Genomic DNA, 14,390 nt, shown 5'->3' with positions numbered 1-14,390 from the left:
GCGGCTCCGGAGGCCCAGGCTCAGGGAACCGCGGCTCAGGAGGCCGGGGTCAGGTACATCCCGCTCTGGTCGCCCCCGGCGGTGTTGCGGCAGCCGAAGTTGCCGCTCGCGGGCTGCGCGTAGACCAGCGCGAGGCAGCGTCCGGCGGCCAACTGCCCGAAGTAGTTCGGGTGCATGTCCTCCTGGATGGGACCCTGCGTCTCGCTGCTGTCGATCCAGCGCGCCCATTCGCTCGTCTTCGCCGAGGCGGGCGCCGCCGTGGTCACCTGCTTGCTCGCCTTGGCGCAGACCTCGCGGCCCTGCATCATGTCCCGCAGGTCGAGGAACTGCGCGCCCTTGGCGGCGGCGACGGCCTTGAGGCGGCCCGCGATCTGCGGTACGAGCGAGTCGCGCGCCCAGTCGGAGTCCTTGTTCCAGAAGGGGCAGCCGCCGGTGTTCAGCCGGCTCCAGTCGCTCTGGGTGTAGCGGTTCTCGGCGCCGCGCGGGATCGGCGACGGGTAGGACTGCAGCACGATCCGGTACGAGGAGTCGGCGTACCCGGCGGTGCGCATCACCGCACGGATCTCGTCGACGGACTTGCCGACCTTCGCCATGACGGCGTCCATCTGCCCGTTGACCACCTCCTGCTGGTCGTCGTAGCAGTAGGAGCCCCAGAGCACGAAGTCGTACGCGCACTCCTTGATGATGTCGGCGAAACCGAGGTCGTTGCCGCCCACGGACAGCGCGATCACCTTGACGTCGTTGGTCCGGGCCACCCCGGCGAGCTGATCGGCCTGCGGGGCCTCGCCCTTGAAGGGCACGCCGCCGTTGGAGGCGCGGAACACGTTGTCGGTGACCGCCCCCGAACAGGCCAGGTTGACCGCCACGTCGGCGATCGGGCCCGCGCTGCGGACCTCGGCCGAGTCCGAACGGTCGCACCCGCCGGCGGTGGCGCCGTACACCTTCGCCGGGTCGTAGCTGCTGCCGCTGACCCAGGCGCGGTCGGTGCCGGTCCGACTGCCGCTGTTGGTCAGGCTGTTGCCCTTCCAGCGCCCGGCCTCGCCGGAGATGTAGCTGTCGCCCATGGAGACCACGGCGGTCGGCCCGGCCCCGGGGCTGGCGACGGAGGTACCGGCTCCACCGGCCAACAGCGCGCCGACGGCGAGCGGAAGGACGAGCGAGGCCCCGGCGAGTCGTCGCACACGACTCCCGGTCGGGTTCTTGCTGACGGTGCGGAATCCGATCACTGCGGAACTCCTGCGGTCGGCCACGCCGAAGTCGGGAACAACTCCGGTGTATGGCTGCGTAAGTGGGGGTACCGCCGGCCGGTGGCAACCGGAAAGGTGACACGCCACACGTTGTTACCGCTAGGTAGCCGCATATTACGATGAGGTAACGCCCGACCGTACGTTTGGTCGGCGGGTGTGGGCATGCCCCCGGAGCCGGAACTTCCGGGGGCACGCCGCACGGCGTTGGCTATGCGTTGGCGAAGGTGATCGCAGACCCGGCCAGTGCGTGGAGCCGGGCCCGGGTCTCGGCATCGGTGGAGTAGACGATCGTCCCGATCATGCCCCGGGTGAGGAGGACCTTGTACGTGTTGCGGATCAGGCGGTCGACATCTCCATCGGGCGTGGCCCTCTTGAAGACCGGATCCTTCGAGCCCGACCGGTCGGTGATCCAACGATCCCCGCGCCACACCAGGTCCGGCCCGATGATGACTCCGCTCCAGTCGTACTCGAAGCCCTGCGCGGTGTAGACGCAGCCGACCTGCCCGAATCCAGCGGGGTCGGTCGCCCACAGTGCGGCAGGCGGCGCACCGTCGACGGACCGGTCCCCGTACACGTTCCACGGGCGTGCCCAGTCGCCGATGACCACGTCCGCGGGCAGGGGCTGCCCGGGTACCGTCTTCGTGGTCCATCTCCAGCAGTATCCGGCGGACATCCGTGCGCCGTAGCCCTCCGTACGTCGTGCGGCGAGGAACGACTCCATCTCCTGCGGAGTCTCGGCCACCAGCAAGCGCATCTTGTCATCGGGTTCCCAACGGACGGGGCCACCCGGTTCGAGGCCCAGCAGCCGTACCACCCACTGGAGGTAGGCATCGCTGCCGCCGCAGCGGAACTGACTGTCCAACGAGACGACGCGGCACTTCAACCCCTTGGCCCCGGCTGCCGCACGGATCTCCTCGACGGTCCCCATCTCGCCCGGGCGTACGACCTGATGCTCGTCGAGCAGGAAGACCGGCACCCGTGCCACATCGATCAACTCGGCCACTTGCGGGCGCCCGCTCCGGTGCTCGGCACGGGTGTAGCGATTCGCGGACGTCTCCCGGATGCGGTGTGCCTCGTCGCAGACGAGGACGTCCAGGCTGTTCTTCTCGGCGGTCATGAAGCTGTTGAAGTACTTGAAGAGTTCCTGAACCTCCCGCTTCCTGGCCCCGGCCACCTTTCGCATCGTCTTCGTGAACGACTGCGAACCGGTGGCGTGGAGAGCGGTGAAGCCACGTCGGTACATTTCTCCCAGGACCGAGAGCGCGATCACGCTCTTTCCCGTACCGGGGCCACCCGTGACGACGACCACTTCTTTGTGATCGGACCGCTTCGCCCGTTCCACGGCGCCGAGCACGGTGCGGTAGGCGATCTGCTGTTCGTCCAGGAGGACGAACCGCTCGCGCTCGCGGACCTCCTCGGCGGCGACCCGCATCAGTTGGGTCGACGGCTGGATCCGACCCGCGAGGAGTTCGTCAGCGGCCGAAGCTCCCGATGCGGGTGAAAAGCTGGCGCGCAGGTGGGCGAGAAGGGCGCCCCGGCGTTCACCGGTGAAGAGCCGTCCGTACGGGTCCTCGCCCACTTCGGTCAGGCCCGCTGCCCCGAATTCGCTGGCGTTGTGCAGGTACGCGATGCCCTGGAGACGCTCGGGGTGCCCGGAAAGCGCGCCGTTGAAGTCCGTCAGGTATCGGCAGTACCGGCGGACCTGCTCGATGGGATTGAGCTGGGGCTGCCGGTAGGCGTCGACGTGGCAGAGCATCGGGTCGTCGTCATCGGGCGCGACTTGACTCCACTGTTTGAGCTCGACCACCAGGTACGAGGGCTCACCGGTCTTCGGGTGTCGTCCCGCCAAGACGATGTCGGCGCGCTTGCTGGTGAGCGGCAGTCCGTACTCGATCAGCACTTCCACTTGGCCGAGCCCGGCGTCGTTGAGCGCGTTGACGACCGTCGGAATGCTGCGCTCCCACGATCGGATCTCACCGGCGCCCGGCTTGTGGCCGTGGACGTGGACGAACTGCTCGGTCAGCCGGAAATACAGCGAGCTTGCGAGAATCTCGGCAGCCACCGCGGCAGCAGAGTCGCGGAACAGCAAGGAAGCCCCCAGGCAGCACGAAGTGGTCGTGCGGGTGGGGGCATGTCCTTCGGAACTCCTGGCGCCCTCGGAACTCCGAGAGCGCGGAGCGGAAGCCCGGCGGGCCGCGTGGATGTCGGTGTCAAGACTATCGCGGTGCCTGATCCCCGGAATGAGGGATGCCGGGTCGCCGGCAGCACGGGCCGTTCTATGATCGCCGGGTCATCGCGGACCGACGGGCTTCCGGATTCGGACAGGCTCCCACCGCACGGGATTTCTCGTGCCCTGGGGGACCTGCTCGTGCTCCTGCTCCAACTCTCCGCCGACCACCTGCTGCGACTGCATGCCCGCGGTCGGCTCCTTCCGCACATGGCCGCCCGCTGGATCGAGTTCCAGAAGAAGGAAGCGTCCCCGGGAGAACAGGCCGCCTGGAAGGAGAGCCTCGTCAGGCTCGCCGAGGAACTGGTGGGAGCGGGATACGGCGGAGTCCACATGTTCGTGGAATGCCGACCGGACGGAGTGGCCGATCCCGCGGATGTGATTCTGGTGGGGACGCGACCCGAAACCCGCGAGGATTCGCTGCTGGTCGTGGAGCTCAAGCGGTGGAGTTCGGTATCCCCGGCCGAGGGTTCGGAGAAGGTCGTCGTTCCCGGATTCAAGAGTGCCAAGAAGCACCCGAGTGCTCAGGTGCGGCAGATCATCGACTACTTCTCCGCGGACACGGCGAAGCGGGAACTCAGCATTTCCTACGCCGGGCTCACCTACCTGCACAACGCGAGCGACGAATCGGTGAACGCCCTACTCGCCCCGGGTACACCGCGGGGTGCGCACGCCCTCTATTTCACGGACGAGACGCGCCAGGACCTCCTGGAGGAGGTGCGCGACCGGTTCGACCGGGAGAGCGGGGCACCGGCAGCCGAGCGCCTTCTTCGTTCGATGGGTTTGCGCAACGCTCCGCTGCTGGAGGCGGTGGCCCTCTCCGAGGGCACCGATACGACCTTCACGTTGAGGGGTGAGCAGCGGACGGTGTGGCGCGATGTCGTTCGTGCCGTGCAAAGGGCGATGGATTCGAACGAGACGGGTGCGGGCCAAGCGGTGTTCCTCGTGCGGGGAGGGGCCGGTACCGGCAAGAGCGCCATCGGGCTGCAGTTGCTGCGCCACTTCACGAGCCTGGGGCTGAAAGCTCGCTACGCCACCGGTTCCTACGCCTTCGACGGAGCGCTGAGAGGGCTCTTCGAGAGGGACGACGTGCTCACGGAGGAGCAACTCGTCTACTTCCTGAACTTCGTGGACGCTCCGGAGCCGCCTCTCGACCTGCTCATCTGCGACGAGGCGCACCGGATGCGGGCGAAGTCGGAACGCCAGCACTGGAAGGCCGAGCAGCGTGGGAAGAAGCCGCAGGTGGACGAGTTGATCCAAGCGGCACGGATCACGGTCTTCCTGCTCGACGAGAACCAGTCGCTCCGGCGCGGCGAAGTCGGCAACAGCGCGTTGATCGCGGACGCTTCACGGCGCAACAACGTGGTGCCCGACATCTACGACCTGCAGACCGAGTTCCGCTGCGGTGGCAGTGACACCTACCGACACTGGGTGCTCGATCTGCTCGGCATCTCCGGAGACTCACCGCAACTGTGGTCGCCGGACGGGCTGATGCACGTCGAGCTGGCGGACAGCGTCGAGGCCCTCGAGGACATCGTCCTGAGGGAAGAGCACTACGGGGCCACGGCGAGGATGGTGGCCGGTTACGCCTGGCCCTGGAGCGAGCCGCACCCGAAGACCCGAGCACTCCACGAGGACGTCCGGATCGGTGAGTGGAAGCGCCCCTGGAACGCGAAGGGGGAGCGGGCGAGGTACGCCGGTGGTGAACCCCCCGCGAAGTACTGGGGCGTACGGCCGCAGGGGATCGGTCAGGTCGGCTGCGTCTACACGGCGCAGGGCCTGGAGTGGGACTGGTGCGGCGTCATCATGGGCGACGACATGGTCTGGCGCGACGGCGCCTGGGTGTTCACGAAGGGGCTGGCCTCGGCCAAGGACAAGGAGACCGGGCTGCGCGTGTCCAAGCGCCCGGGCTCGATGGATCCCCGCCTGCCCTCGGACCCCGCCGAGTTCGCCCGACGGGTGCGCAACGCCTACCACGTCCTGCTCACCCGGGCGAGCCGCGGCACGGTGATCTACTCCACCGACCGCCTCACCCGGAAGTACCTGCGGGAACTCGTCGGCACCGTCGACGATCAGGGGCTCAGGCCCTCCGTCTCCGCACTGTCCGCGGAGGAGCGTCTCGAGCGCATGGTCAAGGCTCGCAAGGCGCAACTGACCAAGCGGCAGCGGGCCCTGGAGGACGGCGATCAGAAGGATCTCTTCGGATTCTGAGGGATCATGAGGCGGCGGGCCTCGAGGGCCCGCCGCCTTGCTCACCGGAGACCGGCGAGCGACGCCGCGACGTGTCCGGCCCAGAGCACCAGTTCCGTTGCCAGGCCACCGGCGATGCCGATGGCGAGGTCGCAGATCCAGGTGCGCCGGGCGGGCATGTGCTTGACGGGTTCCATGCGATGCATCTCCTTGAGGAGCCGGATGGAAGGGGGACCCCAACCGGGGCCGTCCCGTTTCCGGAGAACCGCGACGTGCACACCCTCCACGAACGCGGAGGGGTCGAGCGCCGCCCCATGATATCCGAGGCGGGTTTCCCCGTACTGCTGAATCCCGTGCGCCGCTCGCGAAAACAGCTCCGCCCCCTCTCGTGCGGAGGGGGCGGAGCTGCTGGAATCGGCCGCTGTGCGAGTTCGGTCGAGGCCGGGGTGGGTCAGCCCTGGAGCTGGTCGTACGCGGGGAGGGTGAGGAAGTCCGCGTAGTCGGCGTCGAGGGAAACCTGGAGGAGCAGGTCGTGGGCCTGCTGCCACTTGCCGTTCGCGAAGGCTTCGGCGCCGATCTCGTCGCGGATCGCGGTGAGTTCGGCGGCCGCGACCTCGCGGGCCAGGTCGGCGGTGGCCAGGGTGCCGTTCTCGAAGACGACGCCCGCGTTGATCCACTGCCAGATCTGCGAGCGCGAGATCTCGGCGGTGGCGGCGTCCTCCATCAGGCCGAAGATGCCGACGGCGCCCAGGCCGCGCAGCCACGCCTCGATGTAGCGGATGCCGACCTGGACCGCGTTGCGCAGGCCCTCGTACGTCGGCTTCGCGTCCAGGGAGTCGATCGCGATCAGCTCGCCGGGCGCGACCGAGACGTCCTCGCGCAGCCGGTCCTTCTGGTTCGGCTTCTCGCCGAGCACCGCGTCGAAGGAGGCCATCGCGATCGGCACCAGGTCGGGGTGGGCGACCCAGGAACCGTCGAAGCCGTCGCCCGCCTCGCGGTCCTTGTCGGCCTTGACCTTCTCGAAGGCGACCTTGTTGATCTCGGCGTCCTTGCGGGACGGGATGAAGGCGGCCATGCCGCCGATGGCGTGCGCGCCGCGCTTGTGGCAGGTGCGCACGAGCAGCTCGGTGTACGCCCGCATGAAGGGGGCGGTCATCGTCACCGCGTTGCGGTCCGGCAGGACGAACTTGCCGCCGCCGTCGCGGAAGTTCTTCACGATCGAGAAGAGGTAGTCCCAGCGGCCCGCGTTCAGGCCGGCCGCGTGGTCGCGCAGCTCGTAGAGGATCTCCTCCATCTCGTACGCGGCGGTGATCGTCTCGATGAGGACGGTCGCGCGGACCGTGCCCTGCGGGATGCCGACGTAGTCCTGCGCGAAGACGAAGATCTCGTTCCAGAGGCGCGCCTCCAGGTGGGACTCCGTCTTCGGAAGGTAGAAGAAGGGGCCCTTGCCGAGGTCGATCAGCCGCTGGGCGTTGTGGAAGAAGTAGAGGCCGAAGTCCACGAGGGCGCCGGGGACCGGGCGGCCGTCGATCTGGAGGTGGCGCTCCTGGAGGTGCCAGCCGCGGGGGCGCATGACGACCGTCGCGAGCTGCTCCGCGGACTTGAGGGCGTACGACTTGCCCGTGCGGGCGTCGGTGAAGTCGATCTTCCGCTCGTAGGCGTCGATCAGGTTGAGCTGGCCGGTGACGACGTTCTCCCAGGTGGGAGCCGAGGCGTCCTCGAAGTCCGCGAGCCAGACCTTGGCGCCCGAGTTCAGGGCGTTGATGGTCATCTTCCGGTCGGTGGGACCGGTGATCTCCACCCGGCGGTCGTTGAGCGCGGCCGGGGCCGGCGCGACCTTCCAGTCGCCCTCGCGGATCCCCGCGGTCTCCGGGAGGAAGTCGAGGCTGGAGGTGCGGGCGATCTCGGCGCGCCGGTCGGCGCGGCGGGCGAGCAGCTCGTCGCGGCGGGGCGTGAACCGCCGGTGCAGCTCGGCCACGAAGGCGAGGGCCGCTTCGGTGAGGACCTCGTCCTGCCGGGGCAGGACCTCGGCGTCGACGATGGCCAGCGGGGACGGCGCTGGTGCGGACATAACTGTCACTCCTTCAGCGGCGGTGCCTGGCGGCCGCGGGGGAATGCTCGCGCATGCGGCACGCAGTGCCGCGGACTGGAGAGAGTTCCGTGAAACGGTCGCGGGCGCCGTCTGTGGTTCAGGGCGCTTCTGACCAGTGGATAGTAATTTCCTCATGGTGGAAGTTCAATGGTTTGTTGATGTCGAGATTCTCCGGGTCGACAGATTCCGATCTCCGGTGGCCCTCGGTGCCACGGCGGTCACGCCCCGCTCAACCCAGACGTGCCAGGTCGGGGGGCGTGTCGATGTCGAAGGCCTCGGCCACGTCCGCACACTCCACGAGAACCAGTTCGTCGGCGTGTCGCGACAGGTGCACCCGGGCGCCCTTGTCGCCCGTCGCCGTCGCCGCGATGTCCGCCCACCGGTCCGCCCCGAAGAGCACCGGGTGGCCGCGCTCGCCCGCGTACGCCGCCGCGACCAGGCTCGCGGGGGAGCGGTACGCCGCGCGCACCCGGGCCACCGCGACCGCGCCGATGCCCGGCTGGTCCACCAGGGAGACCAGGGCCGCGACCGCGTCCGTCCCGGCCAGCGAGGCCAGCCCGACCCGCAGGGAGGAGCCCATGCCCTCCGCCCAGTCGGGGTTGTCGACCACCACGCAGCCGCTCAGGTCGGCCCGCTCGCGGACCTCGTCCGCGGCGGCCCCCAGCACCACGTGCACCGGGGCGCAGCCCGCCTCGCGCAGCACCCGCACGGCGTTCTCGACCAGCGGTCGGCCGTGGTGGGGCAGCAGGGCCTTGGGGCGCCCGCCGAGCCGCCGCCCGCCGCCCGCCGCGAGCAGCAGGCCCGCGATCACCGGGCCTGCGGGGTCGACGAGCGGTGGGCGGAGGGGCGCGGGGCGGGACGCGGCGCGGGGCGAAGGGCCGGGGCGAGCCGGAACGGCCGCGGAGGCGGGGGAGTCTGACATGCCTGCGATTCTCCCCCCGCGCCCCGGCGGGTCGGGCGCAGGAGGGCGCGTACGGCGGCCAGCGCGGCCCGCAGCCGCAAGGGCGCCGAGATCCGCTCCTCGGTGGCCAGGAGCAGCGCGCGTTCGTCACGGTCGGTCAGCATTTTCGGTACGTCCTTGCCAATCAGGGGCCAATACCGAGAGTCTGGACTTCGATTGGCCTGGCAGGCAGAGCCAATCAGGGGAGGTTGGCATGGCGAACGAGCGAGTGGTCCACACGGCGGACAGGGCCATCGGCAGCCGCCAGCTCGCCGCCCTGCTTCCCGCGGACGTCCGCGCCCGCCCCGGCTACCGGGGCCTCGCCGACGCCGTGCGCACCCTGATCCTCGACGGCCGGATCGCCCTGCACGTGCGCCTGCCCGCCGAACGCGACCTCGCCGAGGCCCTCGCCGCCAGTCGGGCCACCGTCTCCAGCGCCTACGACCTGCTGCGCGAGAGCGGGTACGTGCGCAGCCGCCGCGGCTCCGGCACCTGGACCGAACTGCCCGAGGGGCACGTCCCGGTCGGCGCGCACGCCCTCCTCGGCGGGGGCGGCTACAGCGCCGACGGCGACCCCGGCATCGACCTGGCCATCGCCGCCATGGGCGCGCCGGACGGCAGCCTGGCGGACGCCCTGGCCTGGGCCGCGCCCCGGCTGCCCGCCCTCGCCCGCAGCCCCGGCTACCACCCCTTCGGCCTGCCCGACCTGCGCGCGGCCGTCGCCGACCGCTTCACCCGCCGCGGCCTGGCGACCCGCCCCGAACAGATCCTGGTGACCTCGGGCGCCCAACAGGCCTTCGCGCTGGTCACCAGCCTGCTGTGCCGGGCCGGGGACCGGGTGGTCACCGAGAACCCGACCTACGCCAACGCCCTCGACGCGCTGCGCCGCGCCGGTCTGCGCACGGCCGCGATCGCCGTCTCCGACGCCGGGTGGGACATGGAGATCGCCGAGTCCACCCTGCGCCAGACCGTGCCGCGCATGGCCTACGTCATCCCGGACTTCCAGAACCCCACCGGGGCGCTGATGCCCGAGGAACAGCGGCTGCGGCTGCTCGCCGCCACCCGGCGCACCGGCACCTGGCTGGTCGTCGACGAGACCATCGCCGACATCGCCCTCGACGTACCGGCGCCGCGGCCGCTGGCCTCGCTCGCCCCGCGCGGCGGCGCCGACCACGTGGTCACCATCGGCTCGCTCAGCAAGACGCACTGGGGCGGGCTCCGGGTCGGCTGGATCCGGGCCAGCGCCAAGCTGATCGCCGAGCTGACGGCCGTACGCGTCTGCGCCGACATGACCGGCTCCGTGCTCGACCAGCTCGTCGCGCTGCCGCTGCTGGAGGGACTGCACCGGTCGCTGCCCGAGCGCCTCGACCAGCTGCGCGAACAGCGCGCCGCGCTGGTCGCCTCGCTCCAGCGGCACGCCCCGGAGTGGAGCTGGCAGCTGCCGCCCGGCGGGCTCTCGCTCTGGGTGGACCTCGGCGAACCGGTCAGCTCCGCCCTCGCCGAACGGGCCCGGGCCGGTGGGGTCCACATCGGCCGCGGCGCCCGCTTCGGCGTGGACCCGGGCACCTTCGAGCACCGGCTGCGCATCCCCTACACGCTCCCCGCCGACCGGCTGGACGAGGCCGTGCGGCGGCTGGCCACGGCCCTGCACGACGGGGTCCCGCTGGCCCCCGCGGTCGAGCGCCCGCACTGGGTGGCCTGAGCCGCCGCCCGCCGCCCGCCGCCCGCCGCCCGGGGCAGGGCGCCCGGGGCAGGGCGTGCGGATCAGGGCGTGCGGATCAGTCGGCGGGCGCCGGCCGCCGCCACGGCCGAGGTGCGCGAGTCCACGCCGAGCTTGGCGTAGATGTGCACCAGGTGGGACTTCACCGTCGCCTGGCTCAGGAACAGCTTCTTGGAGATCTGCTGGTTCGAGAGCCCGTCGGCGACCAGCTGGAGCACCTCCAGCTCCCGCTTGGTCAGTGCCTCGGCCGGGGTCCGCATCCGGTCCATCAGGCGCAGCGCCACCGCGGGCGCCAGCGCCGACTGGCCCGCCGCGGCCGTGCGGACGGCCGAGGCCAGCTCCTCCGGCGGCGCGTCCTTGAGGAGGTAGCCGCAGGCGCCCGCCTCGACCGCGGCCAGGATGTCCGCATCGGTGTCGTACGTCGTCAGGACCAGCACGCGCGGGCCGCCCGGCCGGGCCGTGATCAGCGCCGTGGCCTGAGATCCGTGCATCCCGGGGCCGAACTGGAGGTCCATCAGCACCACGTCCACCGGCTCCGAAGCGGCCAGCTCCACGGCCCGCTCGGCGGTCGCGGCCTCCGCGACGACCGCGAAACCGGGCTCGGTGTCCAGGACCGCGCGCAGCCCGGCCCGCACCACCGGGTGGTCGTCGGCGAGCAGCAGCCGGATGGTCATCGGGGGGCCTCCACGGGCAGGGGCAGGGTGACGGCCACGGCGGTGCCCTGGCCCGGCGCGGACTCCACGGTGAAGGTGCCGCCGAGGGTCTCGGCGCGCGAACGCATCGCGGGGAGCCCGAAGCCGCCCCCGTCGCCGCCGCCCCCGGTCGCGGCGGGGTCGAAGCCCCGGCCGTCGTCGACGATGTCCAGGGTCACGGAGGCGTCCATGAAGGTGAGGGTGATCTCGGCGCGGCCGGCGCCCGCGTGCCGGACCACATTGGCCAGCGCGGACTGGGCGATGCGCAACAGGGCCACCTCGTACGGGGTCGGCAGCTCCGTCGGGCTCCCGCTCGGCGAGAACCGGGCCCGCACCCCCGGGGCGCCGACGCACAGCCGCTCCAGGGCCGCGGCGAGCGACCCGTGTTCCAGGTCGGGCGGGCTCAGCGCCCGGACGAAGCGCCGGGCCTCCGCCAGGTTGTCCTGCGCGGCCTCCCGGGCCCGGGCGATGTGCCCGAGCGCCGCGGCCCGGCCCTCGTCGTCCCCGCCCGCGTCCCGGCCCCCGCCCGCGTCCCGCACCTCGTCCGCGTCCCGCCCCGCCTGCGGTGGGGCCTCGCCGAGGGAGCGCTCCGCCGCGCGGAGCAGCAGCTGGATGGAGGACAGGCCCTGGGCGAGGGTGTCGTGGATCTCCCGGGCCAGGCGTTCGCGCTCGGCCAGGATGCCCGCGCCGCGCTCGGCCGCGGCCAGTTCGGCCCGGGTGGTGATCAGCTCCTCGATCAGCTCGCGGCGCCGCTCGCTCTCCCGGTACAGCGCCTGGTAGCCGAGTACGGTCGCCACCGCCACGGCGCCCCCGATCAGCGGCCCCAGGAACGCCCCGGGGGTCACCGTGCTGCTGTGGCCCAGGAAGCCCGCGATCGCCGCGCACGCGGTCAGCGCGACGGCCGCGACCCCCCAGCGCAGCCGCAGCAGGTGCAGTTCGAGGAAGTACAGCGGGAAGGCGATCCAGAGCCCGTCGGGGGAGACCACGAGCAGCCCCGCCCAGGCCGCGCCGAGCCCGGCGAGCCAGAGCGCCCCGGCGCCGGGCGAGCGGTGCACGACGGGCGCCCGTACCCCGGCGACGTAGAGGACGGCCAGCAGCGCGCAGGCGGCGACCACCCACCCCGCGCCGGGCGCGGAACCGGTCACGGCGCGCCCGGCGGCCAGGGCGAGCAGCCCGAACAGCAGGGCGTGCAGGCACAGGCGCAGCACCCGCGAGACGGGGGTCAGCGAGCGGCCGGTGGCGGCGGTCGGGGCGTCGGCGCCGGTCGGCGCGGGCCGCGAAGGCCGGAAACGGCGGGTGGTACGGGCGGATTCCATGGCCAGACCAGCGTAGGTCGCCGCCGCCCGGCCCCGGTCAACCAAAAGTTTGATGTCTCCTTCCGCCCTTCGACACGAGGATCGCTACCGTGGCGCGATGCCTTGTGTCCACGCCGAAGACCAAGGTGGGAAGCATGTTCGTCGCATGGAGAGATCTACGGTTCGCCAGAGGCCGCTTCGCCCTGATGGGTGCGGTCGTGGTGCTGATCACGCTGCTCGTGGGCCTGCTGTCGGGGCTCACCGCCGGATTGGCCCGGGAGAACATCTCGGCCATCACCGGCCTGCCCGCCACCCGTCTCGCCTTCGCCGCGCCCGCCGGTGACCAGAAGGTGTCCTTCACCAATTCCCAGCTCCCCGAGAGCGCCTGGAAGGCCTGGCGGGGGCAGCCCGGCGTACGGGCCGCCGACCCGCTCGGCATCCGCACCACCAACGCGCTCTCGGGCGGGCGCACGGCCGCCGTCTCGGTCTTCGGCGTCGAGCCGACCGGTCGGCTCGCCCCGAAGGAGGGCGTCGGGGCCGACGCCCTCACGCAGGGCCGGGTGGTCCTGAGCGAGAAGGCCGCCGAGGAGCTCGGCGGCCTGCGCGCCGGTTCCAAGCTCAAGATCGGCCCCCTGGAGCTCGTCGTCGGGGCCGTCTCGGGGACCGCCTCCTACAGCCACACCCCGGTCGTCTGGATGGACCTGGGCGACTGGCAGCGCATCGGCAATCCCGGCACGTCCCTGGACACCCTCGCCACCGTCGTCGCCCTCGACGGCGGGGACGGCGTGGACTGGGCGGCCGGTGACAAGGCCTCCGCCAGCAAGAGCCAGACCATCGACGAGGCACTCGGTGCCATCGGCTCCTACCAGGCCGAGAACGGCTCGCTCCAGCTGATGCGCGGATTCCTCTTCGCCATCTCGGCCCTCGTCATAGGAGCCTTCTTCACGGTCTGGACGATCCAGCGCAGCGGGGACGTCGCCGTCCTCAAGGCCCTGGGCGCGTCCACGCCGTACCTGCTGAAGGACGCGCTCGGCCAGGCCGTCGTCATGCTCGCCCTCGGCACCGGCCTCGGCAGCGGGCTCGCCGTCGGCTTCGGCGCGCTGATCAGCGGCGGCGCCGTGCCCTTCGTCCTCGACATCACCACCGTCCTGGTGCCCGCCGCCGTCATGATCGCGCTGGGCGTGGTCGGGGCGGCCCTGTCCATCCGGCGGATCACCGCCGTCGACCCGCTGACCGCCCTCGGGAGCGCCCGATGACCCTGCTCGTGCACGACGTCACGCTCACCTACCCGGACGGCGACACCCGGCTCACCGCCCTCGACGCGGTCGACCTGGAGGTTCCCGCGGGCACCCTCACGGCGGTGGTCGGACCCTCCGGTTCCGGCAAGTCCAGCCTGCTCGCGGTGGCGGCCACGCTGGTCACCCCGGACTCCGGCAGGGTCGTGGTGGCCGGGGAGGACACCGCGACGCTCGGCGCCGCCGACAAGGCGCGGCTGCGCCGCGAGCGGATCGGGATCGTCTTCCAGCAGCCGAACCTGCTGGCCTCGCTGACCGCAGCCGAACAGCTCCAGGTGATGGCCCACCTCTCGGGCCGGCCCTCGCGGCAGCTGCGCCGCCGGGCCCTGGAGCTGCTGGAGGCGGTCGGCCTGTCCGACAAGGCCGACAAGCGCCCGCACCAGCTCTCCGGCGGCCAGCGCCAGCGCGTCAACATCGCCCGGGCCCTGATGAACGAGCCCGCGGTGCTCCTCGTCGACGAGCCGACCAGCGCCCTGGACCACGAGCGCGGCGCGGCCGTCCTCGACCTGCTGGTCACCCTCACCCGGGAGCGCGCGACGGCGACCGTCCTCGTCACGCACGACCACGCGCACCTGGAGCGGATGGACCGCACGGTGACGATGAACGACGGCCGCCTGACGCAGGCCGCCGCGGTGGCCCCCGCGGCCTGATCCCCCTACGACGACGGCCCCGGTCCCCTCCGTGCCGAGGGG

Annotated in this window: 12 protein-coding genes; 4 read left to right on the top strand and 8 right to left on the bottom strand. The window is 71.7% G+C overall.

Going from position 1 to position 14,390, the window contains the following annotated elements; genetic code table 11:
* Positions 1-35: 35 nt before the first annotated feature.
* Together ACFWAR_RS30130 and ACFWAR_RS30125 are read right to left on the bottom strand one after the other, a co-directional pair.
* The gene (locus tag ACFWAR_RS30130) at positions 36-1,226 is read right to left on the bottom strand and encodes a hypothetical protein (RefSeq protein WP_385783798.1); all 1,191 of its coding nucleotides are present in this window, start codon (positions 1,224-1,226) and stop codon (positions 36-38) included.
* A gap of 229 nt (positions 1,227-1,455) precedes the next feature.
* Entirely contained in the window at positions 1,456-3,336 is a 1,881-nt protein-coding gene (locus ACFWAR_RS30125; protein WP_385783796.1) for a DNA/RNA helicase domain-containing protein, read from the bottom strand.
* A 348-nt stretch (positions 3,337-3,684) separates the two neighbouring features.
* Here ACFWAR_RS30125 and ACFWAR_RS30120 point away from each other — a divergent pair, with 348 nt between their 5' ends.
* Complete coding sequence (locus ACFWAR_RS30120) at positions 3,685-5,685, top strand: DUF2075 domain-containing protein (RefSeq protein ID WP_385783793.1); 2,001 nt, start codon at positions 3,685-3,687, stop codon at positions 5,683-5,685.
* Between the two features lie 41 nt (positions 5,686-5,726).
* Here the strand turns inward: ACFWAR_RS30120 and ACFWAR_RS30115 are convergent, their stop codons facing one another.
* The 4 genes from ACFWAR_RS30115 to ACFWAR_RS30100 form a co-directional block, all read right to left on the bottom strand.
* A complete protein-coding gene (locus ACFWAR_RS30115; RefSeq protein WP_385783790.1) occupies positions 5,727-5,861 on the bottom strand; it encodes a DUF6408 family protein in 135 nt (44 codons plus the stop codon).
* Positions 5,862-6,115: 254 nt separating this feature from the next.
* A complete protein-coding gene (aceB, locus tag ACFWAR_RS30110) occupies positions 6,116-7,735 on the bottom strand; it encodes a malate synthase A (protein ID WP_385783787.1) in 1,620 nt (539 codons plus the stop codon).
* A gap of 250 nt (positions 7,736-7,985) precedes the next feature.
* Positions 7,986-8,567 carry a nucleotidyltransferase family protein gene (locus tag ACFWAR_RS30105; protein ID WP_354383180.1) on the bottom strand — a complete coding sequence of 194 codons (582 nt, stop codon included), beginning with the start codon at positions 8,565-8,567 and terminating at the stop codon, positions 7,986-7,988.
* On the bottom strand, positions 8,564-8,821 hold the full coding sequence (locus ACFWAR_RS30100) for a hypothetical protein (protein ID WP_385783783.1): 258 nt from the start codon (positions 8,819-8,821) through the stop codon (positions 8,564-8,566). Before ACFWAR_RS30100 ends, ACFWAR_RS30105 begins: the two co-directional genes overlap by 4 nt.
* Positions 8,822-8,910: 89 nt before the next feature.
* Between ACFWAR_RS30100 and ACFWAR_RS30095 the strand changes: the two genes are divergently transcribed.
* Positions 8,911-10,398 (top strand): PLP-dependent aminotransferase family protein, encoded by a 1,488-nt coding sequence (locus ACFWAR_RS30095; RefSeq protein ID WP_385783781.1) that lies wholly within the window; start codon positions 8,911-8,913, stop codon positions 10,396-10,398.
* 62 nt (positions 10,399-10,460) lie between these two features.
* Here ACFWAR_RS30095 and ACFWAR_RS30090 read toward each other — a convergent pair whose 3' ends face one another.
* Entirely contained in the window at positions 10,461-11,090 is a 630-nt protein-coding gene (locus ACFWAR_RS30090) for a response regulator (RefSeq protein ID WP_385783778.1), read from the bottom strand.
* Positions 11,087-12,424 (bottom strand): sensor histidine kinase, encoded by a 1,338-nt coding sequence (locus tag ACFWAR_RS30085; protein ID WP_385783775.1) that lies wholly within the window; start codon positions 12,422-12,424, stop codon positions 11,087-11,089. Before ACFWAR_RS30085 ends, ACFWAR_RS30090 begins: the two co-directional genes overlap by 4 nt.
* A 134-nt stretch (positions 12,425-12,558) precedes the next feature.
* On the opposite strand from ACFWAR_RS30085, the gene ACFWAR_RS30080 reads away from it, so the two are divergent.
* Together ACFWAR_RS30080 and ACFWAR_RS30075 are read left to right on the top strand one after the other, a co-directional pair.
* Positions 12,559-13,659 (top strand): ABC transporter permease, encoded by a 1,101-nt coding sequence (locus ACFWAR_RS30080; RefSeq protein WP_385783772.1) that lies wholly within the window; start codon positions 12,559-12,561, stop codon positions 13,657-13,659.
* Entirely contained in the window at positions 13,656-14,348 is a 693-nt protein-coding gene (locus ACFWAR_RS30075) for an ABC transporter ATP-binding protein (protein ID WP_385783769.1), read from the top strand. The genes ACFWAR_RS30080 and ACFWAR_RS30075 overlap by 4 nt, the downstream gene beginning before the upstream one ends.
* Positions 14,349-14,390: the final 42 nt, after the last annotated feature.

It is taken from the genome of Streptomyces sp. NPDC059917, from assembly GCF_042730635.1.
GTDB lineage: Bacteria > Actinomycetota > Actinomycetes > Streptomycetales > Streptomycetaceae > Streptomyces.
Note: the sequence above shows the minus strand (reverse complement) of the source record. Positions and strands in the feature narration are given on the sequence as shown.